This is a genomic window from Streptomyces sp. NPDC054765, from assembly GCF_053612065.1.
On the sequence record NZ_JBSHBP010000042.1, the window covers coordinates 60,919 to 76,656 of the forward strand.

Consider the following 15,738-nt stretch of genomic DNA (forward strand, 5'->3'; position numbering starts at 1 on the left):
GCATGGTCACCCGCGCCGAGTACTGCGTGATCGCCTGCGCCGACGCCTGGCGCGACAACGGCGAGGTGCTCGCCAGCCCGATGGGCCTGATTCCGTCGGTCGGTGCCCGGCTCGCCCGCCGCACCTTCTCGCCCGATCTGCTCCTCACCGACGGCGAGGCCCTGATCGTCGGCCCCGACGGATCGGCCGAAGGGTGGCTGCCCTACCGTCAGCACCTCACCATGGTCTCCGGCGGCCGGCGCCATGTGATGATGGGCGCAAGCCAGCTCGACCGCTTCGGCAACCAGAACATCTCCTGCATCGGCGACTGGCAGCGGCCCGACCGCCAGCTGCTCGGCGTCCGCGGCGCCCCGGTCAACACCCTCAACAATCCGGTCAGTTACTGGGTACCGAAGCACTCCAGGCGGGTCTTCGTCGAGAAGGTCGACATGATCAGCGGGGTGGGATACGACAGCGCGGCCGCCGCCGGTCCGTCCGCGACCCGCTACCACCGCATTCCGCGCGTCGTCTCCGACCTCGGTGTCTTCGACTTCGAGACCCCGGACCACACCATGCGGCTGGCCTCCGTCCATCCCGGTGTGACGGTCGAGCAGATCCAGGAGGCCACCGGATTCCCGCTCGCACTGCCCGGCGAGGTACCCCGCACCCGGGAGCCCACCGCCACCGAGCTGCACCTGATCCGTACGGTCCTCGACCCGGAGGGACTGCGCGAGGGCGAGGTGCCGGCGGCATGACGGACATCAGGATCGAGACACCGCTGACGAAGCTCGTCGGGGTGCGCCATCCCCTCGTGCAGACCGGCATGGGGTGGGTGGCGGGCCCCCGGCTGGTCTCGGCGGCGGCCGGGGCGGGTGCCCTCGGGATTCTGGCCTCGGCCACCATGACCGTCGGGCAGCTGCGCGCGGCGGTCCGCGAGGTCAAGTCCCGTACGGATGCGCCCTTCGGGGTCAATCTGCGGGCGGACGCGGGCGACGCGGGTGAGCGGGTACGGCTCCTGGTGGAGGAGGGCGTACGGGTCGCCTCGTTCGCCCTGGCTCCCTCCCGTGAGCTGATCGCCCGGCTGAAGGACGCGGGAATCGTCGTCATCCCGTCCGTCGGCGCCCGCCGCCATGCCGAGAAGGTCGCCGGCTGGGGTGCGGACGCGGTCATCGTCCAGGGCGGGGAGGGCGGCGGCCATACCGGGAACGTCGCCACCAGCGTGCTGCTTCCGCAGGTCGTGGACGCGGTCGGCATCCCGGTGATCGCCGCGGGCGGCTTCTTCGACGGCCGGGGCCTGGTCGCGGCGCTCGCCTACGGCGCGGCCGGTGTCGCCATGGGCACCCGCTTCCTGCTGACGTCGGACAGCACCGTGCCGCAGGCCGTACAGGACCGCTATCTGGCGGCGGCCGTCCAGGACGTCACCGTCACCACGAAGGTGGACGGCCTGCCGCACCGGATGCTGCGCAGCGAGCTGGTCGAGGCGCTGGAGCGGTCCGGGCGTGCCACCGCGCTGCTCACGGCGGTCCGCCGGGCCGCGTCGTTCCGGAAGCTGTCCGGCCTGAGCTGGCCGCAGCTGGTCCGTGACGGCCTGGCGATGAAACACGGCAGGGACCTCTCCTGGAGCCAGGTCCTGCTGGCCGCCAACACCCCGATGCTGCTCAAGGCGTCGATGGTGGAGGGCCGTACCGACCTCGGGGTGATGGCCTCCGGCCAGGTCGCCGGGGTGATCGGGGATCTGCCGTCCTGCGCCGAGCTGGTCGACCGGGTCATGGCCGAGGCGCGCGCGGTGCTGGGTGCGCTGCCGCGCTGAGCGGGGCGCCGCGGCCGGCCCGGGGGGGGGGGGGCCCCCCCCGCGCGGGGGGCCCCCCACGACCGCCGCTTCCCCGACAGCGGGGAGCTGCTCGCGGAGGCGCTGGCGGCGCTGGCGCAGAGCGCCGCGCCCTTCGCGCGCGAGGTGCTGGTGGGGCTCGCGGTGCCCAGCGACGAGGTGCGCTGGGAGCGCGAGGTCCCTGACGGCGGCTCGGGGGCCGCGTTCTGGGTCGCCCAGGAGCAGCTGCGCGGCGCGGCCCGCTCGATGCTGGTCGCCGGGGCGCTGGGGACGTACGGCCGGGCCGGCTACTACGGCGCCCGGCACAAACGGCAGGCCGAGGCGTTCATGGGCGAGGTGCTGGTCGGCCCGGCGGCGGCCGGGCGCCGGCTGACCGCGTTCGTCCCGGTGCGCGGCGGGCGCGGTGCGGTCGCCGGACTGCAGCGGGCCCTGCACGCGGCCCGTGACGCCACCGACTACCAGCGGGCCACCGGCGGGATGGAGGCCTTCGACGCGGCCGTCGAGCTGGGGGTCTGCCATGAGCTGGTCCAGGCGCTGATCGCGCTGGTGCGGGACGCGGAGGGGGTGCGGATCGCGGTCGAGTGGTCGCCGGGGGCCGGTGCCCCGGCCGGCTGCCCGGCCCGTCCCGAACCGGTGGAGTTCTCGCCCGGTGATCTGCCCGCGCTGCAGCAGGCCGCCCAGCGCTACGTCCGCGACGAGCCGTCGCTGCCGGTCCGGGTGACCGGCGCCGTGATACGGCTGCGCAGGGAACGGCCGGGCGGGCCCGGCACGGTGCGGCTGCGGGTGATCACCGGCGCGGACGTGGTGCAGGTGCGGGTCGCGCTGGGGGAGGAGGACTACCGCATCGCCGGGCATGCGCACCTGGTGGGACTGCCGGTCCGGGTGAGCGGGCGGCTGGAGAGCCGGGGCGGGTTCCGCCGGATCACCGGCGGCCGCGATGTCACGCCCGTACAGGTCGACGAGGCCGAGCGGGACCGGCTGCTGAAGTCGCTGCAGGAGAACCTCGACTTCTTCGAGGAGGCGTGCGGCGCCGAGGAATAGCGGCGTGCGAGCCGGGGGTGGTGAAACCGTTTCGCGGTCCGGTCCGGTGGCTCGGTACGATTCGCCTGCGCAGCAATCGCTGACGCGAAAGAGACATGAGTCAGGAGAGACCGGTGTCAGACGTCCGTGTGACCGTCCAACGCGATTCCGAGCGGGAAGAACGCGTGGTGACCACGGGCACTACGGCCGCCGACCTCTTCCAGGGCGAGCGCGGTGTCGTGGCCGCGCGGGTGGCCGGGGAGCTGAAGGACCTGGCGTACGAGGTCGCCGACGGTGACGCGGTCGAACCCGTCGAGATCACCTCCGAGGACGGTCTGAACATCCTGCGGCACTCCACCGCACATGTGATGGCGCAGGCCGTGCAGGAGCTGTTCCCGGAGGCGAAGCTCGGCATCGGCCCGCCGATCAAGGACGGCTTCTACTACGACTTCGACGTCGAGACCCCGTTCCACCCGGACGATCTCAAGCGCATCGAGAAGAAGATGCAGGAGATCCAGAAGCGCGGGCAGAAGTTCGCGCGCCGGGCGGTCAGCGACGACGCCGCGCGCGAGGAGCTGGCGGACGAGCCTTACAAGATCGAGCTGATCGGGCTCAAGGGCTCGGCCGCGGACGCCGCCGAGGGTGCCTCCGCCGAGGTCGGCGCCGGCGAGCTGACCATCTACGACAACCTCGACGCGAAGACCGGCGAGCTGTGCTGGAAGGACCTCTGCCGCGGTCCGCACCTGCCCAGCACCCGCGCCATCCCGGCGTTCAAGCTGATGCGCTCGGCCGCCGCCTACTGGCGCGGCAGTGAGAAGAACAAGCAGCTGCAGCGGATCTACGGCACCGCCTGGCCGACCAAGGACGAGCTCAAGGCGCATCTGGAGTTCCTCGCCGAGGCCGAGAAGCGCGACCACCGCAAGCTCGGTGCCGAACTCGACCTGTTCTCCATTCCCGAGGACATCGGCTCGGGGCTGGCGGTCTTCCACCCCAAGGGCGGCATCATCCGCCGGGTCATGGAGGACTACTCCCGCCGGCGCCACGAGGAGTCGGGGTACGAGTTCGTCTACACCCCGCACGCCACCAAGGGGAAGCTGTTCGAGAAGTCGGGCCACCTGGACTGGTACGCCGACGGCATGTACCCGCCCATGCAGCTCGACGAGGGCGTCGACTACTACCTCAAGCCCATGAACTGCCCGATGCACAACCTGATCTTCGACGCGCGCGGCCGCTCGTACCGTGAACTGCCGCTGCGCCTCTTCGAGTTCGGGACCGTGTACCGCTACGAGAAGTCGGGCGTCGTGCACGGCCTGACCCGCGCCCGCGGCTTCACCCAGGACGACGCGCACATCTACTGCACCAAGGAGCAGATGGCGGACGAGCTGGACGCCACGCTCACCTTCGTGCTCGACCTGCTGCGCGACTACGGTCTGAGCGACTTCTACCTGGAGCTGTCCACCAAGGACCCGGAGAAGTCCGTCGGCTCGGACGAGGCCTGGGAGGAGGCCACCGAGACGCTGCGCCGGGTGGCCGAGAAGCAGGGGCTTCCGCTGGTCCCGGACCCGGGCGGCGCCGCGTTCTACGGGCCGAAGATCTCCGTGCAGACCAAGGACGCCATCGGCCGTACCTGGCAGATGTCGACCATCCAGCTGGACTTCAACCTGCCGGAGCGGTTCGACCTGGAGTACACCTCGGCCGACGGCTCCAAGCAGCGTCCGGTCATGATCCACCGCGCGCTGTTCGGCTCGATCGAGCGGTTCTTCGCGGTGCTGCTGGAGCACTACGCGGGAGCCTTCCCGGCCTGGCTGGCGCCGGTGCAGGCGACCTGCATCCCGATCGGCGACGCCCATGTGCCGTATCTGCACGAGTTCGCCGCGCAGGCAAAGGCCAAGGGGCTGCGGATGGAGGTGGACTCCTCGTCGGACCGGATGCAGAAGAAGATCCGTAACGCGCAGAAGGCCAAGGTCCCGTTCATGGTCATCGCCGGTGACGAGGACATGGAGGCCGGCGCGGTCTCCTTCCGCTACCGCGACGGATCGCAGAAGAACGGCATCCCGCGTGACGAGGCGATCGCAGAGATCCTCGACGTCGTGGAGCGCCGCGTCCAGGTGTGACGCCCGTGTGCACACGAGGCCCCGGAGAGCGGACCGCACTCCGGGGCCTCGGTCATCTCTCGCCGTCCAGCCGGAAGCTGCGCAGCAGGTAGGAGGAGAAGGAGCCCACCACCGCTCCCACCAGGGCGACCCCGACGAACATCAGCCCCACCGCGACCACCCGGCCGCGCAGGGTGACAGGGGTGGCGTCGCCGTACCCCGTCGTCGTCAGCGTCGAACAGGCCCACCACACCGCGTCGCCGAAGGTGTGGATGTTGGCGTGCGGGGCGGAGCGCTCGTCGTGGTACACCGCGAGGCTGGCGGCGAATCCCAGCAGCATCGTCGCGAGCGTGGAGTAGGTCATCACCCGTGCTTCCAGGGCGAGCCGGGGCCGCGCCCTGCGCTGCTGCATCCGCTCGTGCAGATCGACCATGCGCAGCGGCCGCAGCAGCGGCAGCACGGTGACGACCAGGTCCAGCCAGCGGGTGCGCACGAAGTGGGCCCGGTCCTCGCTGTACACCAGCCGTGCCAGGTACTCCGCCACGAAGACGCCCCAGCTCAAGGCCGTGACGGTCTCCCACAGGGCATTCCAGAGGGGGGAGAGGCCGGGGATCAGGACGCGGACGGTGTAGGAGGTGAGGAAGAGGAGCGAGGCGACGAAGAGGTACGGCTGGGCCTTCCGTTCCCATTCCTGCAACCGCGTTTCCCTGTCCACCGGCCCAGCATCGCGGAGCGGGTCGTGGTACACGCCCCAACGACACGGTGCCAACGGGCGAAGCAATATGCTGACCCGTATGACAAGCGAGCCGGAGCAGCAGATCGGAGTCGGGACGCAGGACGCCTTCCAGCGCCTGTGGACGCCCCACCGGATGGCTTACATCCAGGGTGAGAACAAGCCGACCGGCCCGGGGGCCGGCGACGGCTGTCCGTTCTGCGTGATCCCCGCGAAGTCGGACGAGGACGGCCTCGTGATCGCGCGCGGCAGGTACGTCTACGCGGTGCTCAATCTGTACCCGTACAACGGCGGGCACCTCATGATCGTCCCGTTCCGGCATGTCGCCGACTACACGGAGCTGGACGGACCGGAGACCGCGGAGCTGGCCGAGCTGACGAAGCGGGCGATGACCGCGCTGCGCACCGCCTCGGGGGCGCACGGCTTCAATATCGGGATGAACCAGGGCACCGTCGCCGGCGCCGGGATCGCGGCCCATCTCCACCAGCATGTCGTCCCGCGCTGGGGCGGCGACACCAACTTCATGCCGGTGGTCGGCCACACCAAGGTCCTGCCCCAACTCCTCGCCGACACCCGGGCGATGCTCGCCGACGCCTGGCCCGCGTAGGGCCTCCGCGGCCTCGGCCTCGGCCGGCCTCCGAGGCGACACGCACTAGGGCGAATCGGGTAGATCGCCCTAATTCGGATTAGTTACCTCTCTAATGGGGTGGTGACTTCCCTAGACCGCCGCTCCGTGCTGCGCGCGGCTGCCTCGGCCGCGGCCGCCGGTGCGCTGGTGTCGGCCTGCGACCCGCACCGGGACGAGGACCCCGGCGCCGTACGGTCCGCCGGCGGGCCGAGCGCCTCCGGGGCGGGCCATGCCCCACCCGCCCGCGCCCATGCCGCCCGGCCGCCGACCCGGGTGCCCGGCCTGCCCGTACAGATCGCACACGGGCCGCGGAACGGCCATGCGGTCGCCCTGACTTTCCACGGCAGGGGCGACCCCAAGATGGCGGCCGCCCTGCTCGGCGAGGCCGAGCGGGCCGGAGCCAAGGTGACCGTGCTCGCCATCGGCGACTGGCTCGACGAGCAGCCCGCGATGGCCCGCAGGATCCTCGACGGCGGCCATGAGCTGGGCAATCACACCATGCACCACCGCAATATCTGCGCCCTGCCGGCTGCCCAGGCATACGCCGAGATCAGCCAGTGCGCCGACCGGCTGCGCGCACTCACCGGAACCATCGGCAGCTGGTTCCGTCCCTCGCAGGCCCAGCGGGCCACGGAGCTGGTGGCCGCGCTGGCCCGTAAGGCCGGCTATCCGCATGTCCTGTCCTACGACGTGGACTCCCTCGACGCGAACGACCCCGGAGCCCCGGCCGTCCAGCGCACGGTCCTGGACGCCGTCGAGCCGGGCTCGGTCGTGAGCCTCCACCTCGGGCACGCCGGCACGGTGGCCGCGCTGCCCCCGATCCTCGACGGCCTCCGCCGGCGCGGTCTGCGCGCGGTGACGACAACGGAGCTAGTGACCTGATGGCTGACCGGAACCGTACCCACGACCGTCCAAGACTGCGCGCGCGCCACGGGGCCGCGCTGCTCGCCGCGGCCTGCGCGCTGGTGGCGGCGGGCTGCAGCGAGTCCACACCGGCCACCCACGGCCAACGGCCGGTCGAACGCGCCCCGGTCCAGGCCGCCAAGCCGGGCCTGCCGGGGATGCCGCCGCTGCTGGACGCGCACGACCTCTACGCGGCGGACCGGCCGGGCAGGCTGGCGCCGCAGGTCAAGGACTTCCCCTCGCGGGTCTATGTGCCCAACACCGGCTCCGACACGGTCAGCGTGATCGACCCCAAGACCTACAAGGTCATCGAGACCATTCCGGTGGGCGTACAGCCGCAGCATGTCGTGCCGTCATGGGACCTGAAGACGCTCTGGGTCAACAACAACCGCGGACACGACCTGACCCCCATCGACCCGGCCACGGGCAAGGCCGGCAAGCCCGTCAGGGTCCACGACCCGTACAACCTCTACTTCACGCCCAATGGGAAGTACGCCATCGTGATGGCCTCGATGGACCGGCAGCTGGTCTTCCGCGACCCGCACACCATGGAGATCCGCAAGACGCTGCCGGTCAGCTGCGGGGGCGTCAACCACGCCGACTTCTCGCCGGACGGGCGGTACTTCATCGTCTCCTGCGAGTTCTCCGGTGAACTGCTCAAGGTCGACACCGAGAAGATGAAGGTGATCGGCCAGCAGAAGCTGCCGTTCGACGGGGCGATGCCGCAGGACGTGAAGATCTCCCCGGACGGCAAGACCTGGTACGTCGCCGACATGATGGCCGACGGCATCTGGGTCCTCAACGGCGACACCTTCGCACAGCCCAGGCTCATGCCGACCGGCAAGGGCGCCCACGGCCTCTACGTCAGCCGCGACTCGCGCTACATGTATGTCTCCAACCGCGGCGAGGGCTCCATCTCCCGGCTCGACTTCAAGACCGGCGACCTCGTCGACAAGTGGCACATCCGCGGCGGCGGCAGCCCCGACATGGGCGGCCTGTCCATCGACGGCAAGGTCCTGTGGCTGTCCGGCCGCTACAACTCCGAGGTCTACGCACTGGACACCCGTAGCGGCAAGACCCTGGCCAAGATCCCCGTCGGCCAGGGCCCGCACGGGCTGGCGGTCTACCCGCAGCCGGGACGGTACTCCCTGGGGCACACGGGCATCTTCCGCTAGCCCCTGCGCCCCGGGCACGTGCACGCCAGGGCCGGTCACCGATGTGCTGGCCACCGATGTGCCGGCCACCGATGTGCCGGGACACCCGCCTAGGCGTTGTACTCGTCCGCCTTCTGCGGCTCCACTCCCTGGATCATGCCGCTGAGCACCAGGGAGCGGTTGGTGAAGCGCTCGGTGTCCACGCCGTTCTCCTTGAGGACGCTCATCGCGGCGGCGTGGACCGTGCGCAGCACCGGGGTGGCGGCACGCAGTGCGTCATCGGCCATGAAGCGGTGGCGCCAGGGCTTGTCGGCCCAGACGTGCCGCAGACCGAACGGCTCGGGGAGGGTGAGCTTGCCGCCGAGGAAGTCCAGGACCGGCGGGAACCAGGTCAGCGGGGCGCGCGCGGCGAGCCGGACCACCTCCTGCGGCTCGATGAGCGGGAGGTGCTGGGTCTTGGTCTCCCAGAACTTGATGACCTTGGCGACGTCCTTGGTCTTGGGCTCCGGTTTGGTCGTGAACAGGCCGTTGACCGGGCCGAGGGCATAGCCGGTCACCTCGATGCGCAGGGTCTCGTGCAGCACCGTGACGGTGATCATCAGGGTGATCACCAACTGGCCGTCCCACAGGACGAACTGGACGCCGAGGTAGTGGCGGTTGCCGCTGCCGAACTGCTGCTCGTTGCAGATCCGCTCTATCTCGTGCCCGCGGATCTGGTACGCCTCGACATGGGTGCCCTCGGGGCGGGAGACGGCGGCGGCCTTCTCGCCGACCGGCGAGACGATCCAGTGGCGGACGGACGGCGCGGGGAATCCGCCGGTGTGCAGCGGACTGCGCTCCAGCAGCCGCAGCTTGTCGTGGATCGCCCGGATGACGTCCCAGCTGCGGAACGGGTGGATCTCGCTGCCTTCCCGGGCCGGTGTGAGCTCCTCGGCGAGCTGCCAGCTGCCCCAGCGGGTACCCATGCCGAGTATGCCCTTGGGGCCGGCGTAGAAGACGACGTTGCTGCTCTGCTCGGCGGAGATTTTGGCGAGATTCTGACGGAGGGTCTCGGCGGCGGTCTGGTTCGGGTCCTGGGGCACCGCCTCGGGGATCTTCGCGGCCACACCGCCGCCCTCCAGCAGCCCCTTCCAGGCCTCCCGCATGGCCACCGCGGTCTTCTCGCAGATCTGCTTGGCCCACCACCAGCCGATCATCGGGGCGATGACCATGACGCGGGCGTACATCGGCCAGAAGCCGTTGAGCGGCAGTTTGATCATGAAGAACAGGCCGACGCCGGCCAGCACCGTCAGCAACAGCCCCCCGATCAGGGAGATACCGCTGCCCGCCCCGTCCTTGGAGAGCATCTTCCGGAGCTGGAAGGCGCCCAGCCACAGCAGCACACCCGGCAGGAACAGCACCCCGAACAGCACCATCAGCACCGTCAGCTTGGCATCGCGCTGCTTGCGGACGCGGGTGGCGGACAGACAGTGCTCGACGATGGTCTGCGGCTCGGTCCCGAAGGACTGGATGAGCGCGGCGCGCCCGCCGCCGAGCATCCGTACCTGCACGGCGCGCGAGAACGCCTCGCCGAGATTGGGCGCGAACAGCGACAGCTTGGGCTTCTTGATCGCGGACTTGCCGGAGTCGGAGTCGGCCTTGGAGATATCGGTGAGCAAGCTGTCCCGATAGGCGGCCGAGGCCAGCGCCTGGGTCGCCGCCGTCTGCCCGGCACTCCCCGAGAGCGGGACCTGAGCCCCGGGACTGAAATCAAAGCCGTCTGCCACTACCGCCCCCACACCGCACGCATCCGATGATGCGGCTCTTCCCGACTTCCGCCGACGGCACACCTGCCAAGAGCCAGTCTTCGAGCCCGTGACCTCGCATCCTGCCGCCGGACCCCCGGTACAACGGCAGGCACTCAGCGTACAGCCGCCGTCCGGCCCAGGGGAGTTGAGCCGGACAGCGACCGCCCCAACGGCTGATCCGCCGTTAACTATGCGCCGTTCTCGGACTGTTCCCGCCACTTGTCGGCGAGCTGCGGCGGCATCGGCTCATGACGCAGATGAGCGCGGGAGAACCGCCCGGTGCCGTGCGAGAGGGAGCGCAGGTCGACGGCGTACCGGTCGATCTCGATCTCGGGCACCTCGGCGCGCACCACCGTGCGGCCCGCCCCTGACTGCTCGGTGCCCACGACCCGGCCGCGGCGCCCCGACAGATCGCTCATCACCTGGCCGACGAAATCGTCCGGAACCATCACGCTCACCTCGGACACCGGTTCGAGGAGGTCGATCCGGACCTCGCCGGCGGCCTCGCGCAGCGCCAGCGCGCCGGCCATCTGGAACGCGGCGTCCGAGGAGTCGACCGAGTGCGCCTTGCCGTCGAGCAGGGTGACGCGGATGTCGACCAGCGGATGCCCCGCGGCGACCCCCCGCGCGGCCTGGGCGCGTACGCCCTTCTCCACGGAGGGGATGAACTGCCGGGGCACCGCGCCGCCCACGACCTTGTCCACGAACTCGATGCCGGAGCCGCCCGGCAGCGGCTCGATCTCGATCTCGCAGATCGCGAACTGGCCGTGGCCGCCGGACTGCTTCACATGGCGCCCGCGGCCCGCGGCGGCGGCGCCGAAGGTCTCCCGCAGCGACACCTTGTGCACGACCGTGTCCACCTGGACGCCGTAGCGGGCCCGCAGCCGCTCCAGCGCGACATCGACATGCGCCTCGCCCAGGCACCACAGGACCACCTGATGGGTGTCCTGGTTGTGCTCCAGACGCATCGTCGGGTCCTCCGCGACGAGGCGGGCCAGGCCCTGCGAGAGCTTGTCCTCGTCGGCCTTGCTGTGTGCCTGGATGGCGACCGGCAGCAGCGGGTCCGGCATCGTCCAGGGCTCCATCAGCAGCGGATCGTCCTTGCGGGAGAGGGTGTCGCCGGTCTCGGCGCGGGTCAGCTTCGCCACACAGGCCAGATCGCCGGCGATGGCCTTGGGCAGCGGGCGCTGCTGCTTGCCGAACGGGGTGCACAGCGCGCCCACCCGCTCGTCGACGTCGTGGTCCTCGTGGCCCCGGTCCTGCAGCCCGTGGCCGGAGACATGCACCGTCTCGTCCGGGCGCAGGGTGCCGGAGAAGACGCGGACGAGGGAGATCCGGCCGACGTACGGGTCGGAGGAGGTCTTGACCACCTCGGCTGCGAGCGGACCGTCGGGGTCACAGCTCAGCGCCGGGCGCGCGGCGCCGTCCGGGCTGGTCACGGCCGGTGCCTCGCGCTCCGCGGGGGTCGGGAAGCCGCCGCTGATCAGCTCCAGCAGCTCCACCGTGCCCAGGCCCTGCCGGGAGCCCTCGGCGGCCGGGGCCGCGGCCAGCACGGGGTGGAAGGCGCCGCGGGCGACCGCCGTCTCCAGATCCCCGATGAGGGTCTTGATGTCGATCTCCTCGCCGCCGAGATAGCGGTCCATCAAGGACTCGTCCTCGCTCTCGGCGATGACCGCCTCGATGAGGCGGTTGCGGGCCGCCTCGATCTGCGGGAGTTCGTCCTCCGTCGGGGCCCGTTCGGTGCGTTCGCCGGAGGAGTAGTCGAAGACCCGTTGCGAGAGCAGGCCGATCAGTCCGTGTACGGGGGAATGGCCGTCGGCGCCGGGCGTCCCGTACAGCGGGAGGTAGAGGGGGACGACGGCGTCCGGGTCCTCGCCGCCGAACGAGGTGCGGCAGAGCTGGGTCATCTCGTCGAAGTCGGCGCGGGACGCCTCCAGGTGGGTGACGACCAGCGCGCGCGGCATGCCGACGGCCGCGCACTCGTCCCAGAGCATCCGGGTCGCGCCGGCCACGCCGTCGGCCGCCGAGACAACGAAAAGGGCCGCGTCCGCCGCCCGCAGACCGGCCCTGAGTTCCCCGACGAAATCGGCGTATCCGGGGGTGTCCAAGATATTGATCTTGATTCCGCCCCAGTCGACGGGGACCAGGGAGAGCTGTACGGAGCGTTGCTGGCGGTGCTCGATCTCGTCGTAGTCGGACAGGCACCCACCGTCCTCGACCCGGCCCGCCCGGTTGACCGCGCCGGATGCCAGCGCGAGGGCCTCGACCAGAGTGGTCTTCCCCGATCCGCTGTGGCCGACCAGCACCACATTGCGCAGGGCTGTGGGCCGGCCGGCCGTCGATGCCCTGCCGGCGGCTCCCGGGTGGGTACTCGATTTCTCGCTCATGTGTCTCGCCTCCAGGTCGACACTTTGCGGTGATTCGAGCTTTCCACCGAGGCCATGATGCGTCCATACATGGCACAGGGGGCCGGTGCTCCCAAGGGGCGGTGCGGGGCCCGCGGGCGCGTCCACAGGCGTGCGGCGGCGGCCCCGAGCCGGGGGATGCGCCCTGCGCCGCGATGCGTTCGTGGTGGCCCGAGGCCTCCTGGCTACGATGGGCCAGCCGGTGGCCCCTTGACCTCGCGGCCCGTATCGACCTCCGGGAAGGCCATGCTGAACAAGTACGCGCGTGCTTTCTTCACGCGTGTTCTCACGCCGTTCGCCGCCCTGCTCATCCGTATCGGCGTCAGCCCGGACGCGGTCACCCTCATCGGGACCGGAGGTGTGGTGGCCGGCGCCCTGGTCTTCTACCCGCAGGGCGGATTCTTCTGGGGCACGGTCGTCATCACCCTGTTCGTCTTCTCCGACCTGGTCGACGGCAACATGGCGCGGCAGCTGGGCCGCTCCAGCCGCTGGGGGGCCTTTCTCGACTCCACCCTCGACCGGGTCGCCGACTCGGCGATCTTCGGTGGGCTCGCCCTCTGGTACGCGGGGCGCGGCGACAGCCTGATGCTCTGCGCGATGGCGATCTTCTGCCTCGCCAGCGGCCAGGTGGTCTCGTACACCAAGGCACGCGGCGAGGCCATCGGGCTGCCGGTGAACGTCAACGGTCTGGTGGAGCGCGCCGAGCGGCTGGTGATCACGCTGGTCGCCTGCGGCCTGTCGGGTCTGCACGCGTTCGGGGTGCCCGGCGTCGGGATTCTGCTGCCGGTCGCCCTGTGGATCGTGGGCATCGGCAGCGCCGTCACCCTGGGCCAGCGGGTGGTGACGGTACGACGGGAGTCGGCCGAGGCCGACGCCATCGCACAAGGGGGAAAGAGCGCATGAGTCCACGCGGGACCCGCCTGCCGCGGTTCGACACCGGCACTCTGTCGGATGCGCTCTACGCTCTGGCCTGGAGCACCGTCAAGAAGCTGCCCGAGGGCGGTGCGGTACGGCTCGGCCGCCGGATCGCCGACATGACCTGGAAGCGCCGTGGCAAGGGCATCCTGCGCCTGGAGGCGAACCTCGCCCGGGTCGTTCCGGACGCCACACCGCAGCGGCTCGCCGAGCTGTCCCGGACCGGGATGCGCTCGTACATGCGCTACTGGATGGAGTCCTTCCGGCTGCCGGCCTGGAGCAGGGACCGGATAAGGGCCGGTTTCACGCCCGAGGACGTGTACCACCTGGAGGACGGGCTCAAGAGCGACCGCGGCGTGATCCTCGCGCTGCCGCACATGGGCAACTACGACCTCGCCGGTGCCTGGCTCACCACCGAACTCGGTGTCCCCTTCACCACCGTCGCCCAGCGTCTCAAGCCGGAATCCCTCTACGACCGCTTCGTCGCCTACCGCGAGGGGCTGGGCATGGAGGTGCTGCCGCACACCGGCGGCTCTGCCTTCGGCACGCTCGCCCGCCGGCTGCGGGCCGGCGGCCTGGTCTGCCTGGTCGCCGACCGGGACCTGTCCGCCTCCGGGATAGAGGTCACCTTTTTCGGCGAGGCGGCGAAGATGCCGGCCGGCCCCGCGGTACTCGCCCTCCAGACCGGTGCGATGCTGCTGCCCGTCACCCTCTGGTTCGACGACACCCCTGTCATGCGCGGCCGGGTCCACCCGGAGATCGAGGTCCCGCAGGCCGGCACCCGCGCCGAGAAGGCGGCCCGGATGACCCAGGCGCTCGCCGACGCCTTCGCCTCCGGCATCGCCGACCACCCCGAGGACTGGCACATGCTGCAGCGGCTCTGGCTCGCCGACCTGGAGCCGCGCGAGCAGTCCGGCGCTCCGGGCGGCCCCGGGGCGCCCGGAACGGAGACCGCGTGAAGATCGGCATCGTCTGCCCGTACGCCTGGGACGTCCCCGGCGGCGTGCAGTTCCACATCCGGGACCTGGCCGAGCACCTGATCCGGCTCGGTCACGAGGTCTCCGTCCTCGCCCCCGCGGACGACGAGACCCCCCTGCCGCCGTACGTCGTCCCCGCCGGCCGCGCCGTCCCCGTCCCGTACAACGGCTCGGTCGCCCGGCTCAACTTCGGCTTCCTGTCCGCGGCCCGGGTCCGCCGCTGGCTGCAGCACGGCGCCTTCGACGTGATCCACATCCACGAACCGGCGTCCCCCTCGCTCGGCCTGCTCTCGTGCTGGGCGGCCCAGGGTCCGATCGTGGCGACCTTCCACACCTCCAACCCGCGCTCGCGGGCGATGATCGCCGCGTATCCGATCCTGCAGCCCGCGCTGGAGAAGATCAGCGCACGCATCGCGGTGAGCGAATACGCCCGCCGCACCCTCGTCGAACACCTCGGTGGCGATGCGGTGGTCATCCCCAACGGCGTGGATGTCGACTTCTTCGGCTCGGCCGAACCCAAGACCGAGTGGCAGGGCAGCACGATCGGCTTCATCGGCCGGATCGACGAACCGCGCAAGGGCCTGCCGGTCCTGATGAAGGCGCTGCCCGCGATCCTCGCCGAGGTCCCGGACGCCCGGCTGCTCGTCGCCGGACGCGGAGACGAGGAAGAGGCGGTCGCGGCGCTGCCCGCAGAGATGCGTTCCCGGGTCGAGTTCCTCGGCATGGTCAGCGACGAGGACAAGGCCCGGCTGCTGCGCAGCGTCGATGTCTATGTCGCGCCCAACACGGGCGGCGAATCGTTCGGCATCATCCTCGTCGAGGCGATGTCGGCCGGCGCGCCCGTACTGGCCAGCGACCTCGACGCCTTCGCCCAGGTCCTGGACCAGGGCGAGGCCGGTGAACTGTTCACCAACGAGGACGCCGACGCGCTTGCCGCTGCGGCGGTACGACTCCTCGGTGACCCGGCGCGCCTCGCGGAACTGCGCGAACGCGGCACCCGCCACGTACGCCGCTTCGACTGGTCAACCGTCGGCGCCGACATCCTCGCCGTCTATGAAACGGTCACCACCGGCGCGGCCTCCGTGGCCACGGACGAACGGGTGGGCCTGCGGGCGCGGCGCTGGCTGGCCAAGGAGTGACGGGTCTCCGACGGGGTCCGCTGCGCTTTGGCTTCGCCCCCACGTTTTCGTCTTTCCCGCCGTGGGGGTGTCTCGCCGTTGCGCCTGCGGCGGGCGGGTCCGCTGCGCGGGGCTGTGGGTGCGGTGGCGGGCCGGAGGGGCCGTTGTGGGGACTGCTTCGCTTTACGTCCCCACAAC

General features: G+C 70.9%; 12 protein-coding genes and 1 pseudogene. 10 read left to right on the forward strand and 3 right to left on the reverse strand.

The genetic code is table 11. The features are described 5' to 3' along the window. Positions 1-2 precede the first annotated feature (2 nt). The 4 genes and pseudogenes from ACWGJY_RS24785 to thrS all read left to right on the forward strand — a co-directional run bounded on the left by ACWGJY_RS24785 (position 3) and on the right by thrS (position 4,941). Entirely contained in the window at positions 3-734 is a 732-nt protein-coding gene (locus tag ACWGJY_RS24785; protein WP_453263045.1) for a CoA-transferase subunit beta, read from the forward strand. Beyond that, positions 731-1,789 carry an NAD(P)H-dependent flavin oxidoreductase gene (locus tag ACWGJY_RS24790; RefSeq protein WP_453263031.1) on the forward strand — a complete coding sequence of 353 codons (1,059 nt, stop codon included), beginning with the start codon at positions 731-733 and terminating at the stop codon, positions 1,787-1,789. The genes ACWGJY_RS24785 and ACWGJY_RS24790 overlap by 4 nt, the downstream gene beginning before the upstream one ends. A gap of 9 nt (positions 1,790-1,798) precedes the next feature. Next, positions 1,799-2,848: pseudogene (locus tag ACWGJY_RS24795) on the forward strand (hypothetical protein); the annotation flags it as partial. A gap of 113 nt (positions 2,849-2,961) precedes the next feature. Then, positions 2,962-4,941 carry a threonine--tRNA ligase gene (gene thrS / locus ACWGJY_RS24800; RefSeq protein ID WP_453263032.1) on the forward strand — a complete coding sequence of 660 codons (1,980 nt, stop codon included), beginning with the start codon at positions 2,962-2,964 and terminating at the stop codon, positions 4,939-4,941. Positions 4,942-4,993: 52 nt separating this feature from the next. On the opposite strand, the gene ACWGJY_RS24805 is transcribed toward thrS, so the two are convergent. Beyond that, positions 4,994-5,635 carry an ion channel gene (locus tag ACWGJY_RS24805; RefSeq protein ID WP_453263033.1) on the reverse strand — a complete coding sequence of 214 codons (642 nt, stop codon included), beginning with the start codon at positions 5,633-5,635 and terminating at the stop codon, positions 4,994-4,996. Between the two features lie 67 nt (positions 5,636-5,702). Between ACWGJY_RS24805 and ACWGJY_RS24810 the strand changes: the two genes are divergently transcribed. The 3 genes from ACWGJY_RS24810 (at position 5,703) to ACWGJY_RS24820 (ending at position 8,359) form a co-directional block, all read left to right on the forward strand. Continuing rightward, complete coding sequence (locus tag ACWGJY_RS24810) at positions 5,703-6,260, forward strand: HIT family protein (protein ID WP_453263034.1); 558 nt, start codon at positions 5,703-5,705, stop codon at positions 6,258-6,260. A gap of 102 nt (positions 6,261-6,362) precedes the next feature. Continuing rightward, positions 6,363-7,163, forward strand: coding sequence for a polysaccharide deacetylase family protein (locus tag ACWGJY_RS24815; protein ID WP_453263035.1), 801 nt, complete (start codon positions 6,363-6,365; stop codon positions 7,161-7,163). Then, positions 7,163-8,359, forward strand: a complete 1,197-nt coding sequence (locus tag ACWGJY_RS24820) for a YncE family protein (protein WP_453263036.1) — start codon at positions 7,163-7,165, stop codon at positions 8,357-8,359. The genes ACWGJY_RS24815 and ACWGJY_RS24820 overlap by 1 nt, the downstream gene beginning before the upstream one ends. 89 nt (positions 8,360-8,448) lie before the next feature. Here ACWGJY_RS24820 and ACWGJY_RS24825 read toward each other — a convergent pair whose 3' ends face one another. Both ACWGJY_RS24825 and ACWGJY_RS24830 read right to left on the reverse strand, forming a co-directional pair. Beyond that, the gene (locus tag ACWGJY_RS24825) at positions 8,449-10,104 is read right to left on the reverse strand and encodes a hypothetical protein (RefSeq protein WP_453263037.1); all 1,656 of its coding nucleotides are present in this window, start codon (positions 10,102-10,104) and stop codon (positions 8,449-8,451) included. Positions 10,105-10,313: 209 nt separating this feature from the next. Then, positions 10,314-12,512, reverse strand: a complete 2,199-nt coding sequence (locus ACWGJY_RS24830; protein ID WP_453263038.1) for an elongation factor G-like protein EF-G2 — start codon at positions 12,510-12,512, stop codon at positions 10,314-10,316. Between the two features lie 264 nt (positions 12,513-12,776). Between ACWGJY_RS24830 and pgsA the strand changes: the two genes are divergently transcribed. From pgsA to ACWGJY_RS24845, 3 genes are read left to right on the forward strand one after another with little or no spacing between them, the layout of a single operon-like run. Beyond that, positions 12,777-13,433, forward strand: a complete 657-nt coding sequence (pgsA, locus tag ACWGJY_RS24835) for a phosphatidylinositol phosphate synthase (protein ID WP_453263039.1) — start codon at positions 12,777-12,779, stop codon at positions 13,431-13,433. After that, positions 13,430-14,404 (forward strand): phosphatidylinositol mannoside acyltransferase, encoded by a 975-nt coding sequence (locus ACWGJY_RS24840; protein ID WP_453263040.1) that lies wholly within the window; start codon positions 13,430-13,432, stop codon positions 14,402-14,404. The genes pgsA and ACWGJY_RS24840 overlap by 4 nt, the downstream gene beginning before the upstream one ends. Next, positions 14,401-15,561: a glycosyltransferase family 4 protein gene (locus ACWGJY_RS24845; RefSeq protein ID WP_453263041.1), complete on the forward strand. Its 1,161-nt coding sequence runs from the start codon at positions 14,401-14,403 to the stop codon at positions 15,559-15,561. Before ACWGJY_RS24840 ends, ACWGJY_RS24845 begins: the two co-directional genes overlap by 4 nt. Positions 15,562-15,738: the final 177 nt, after the last annotated feature.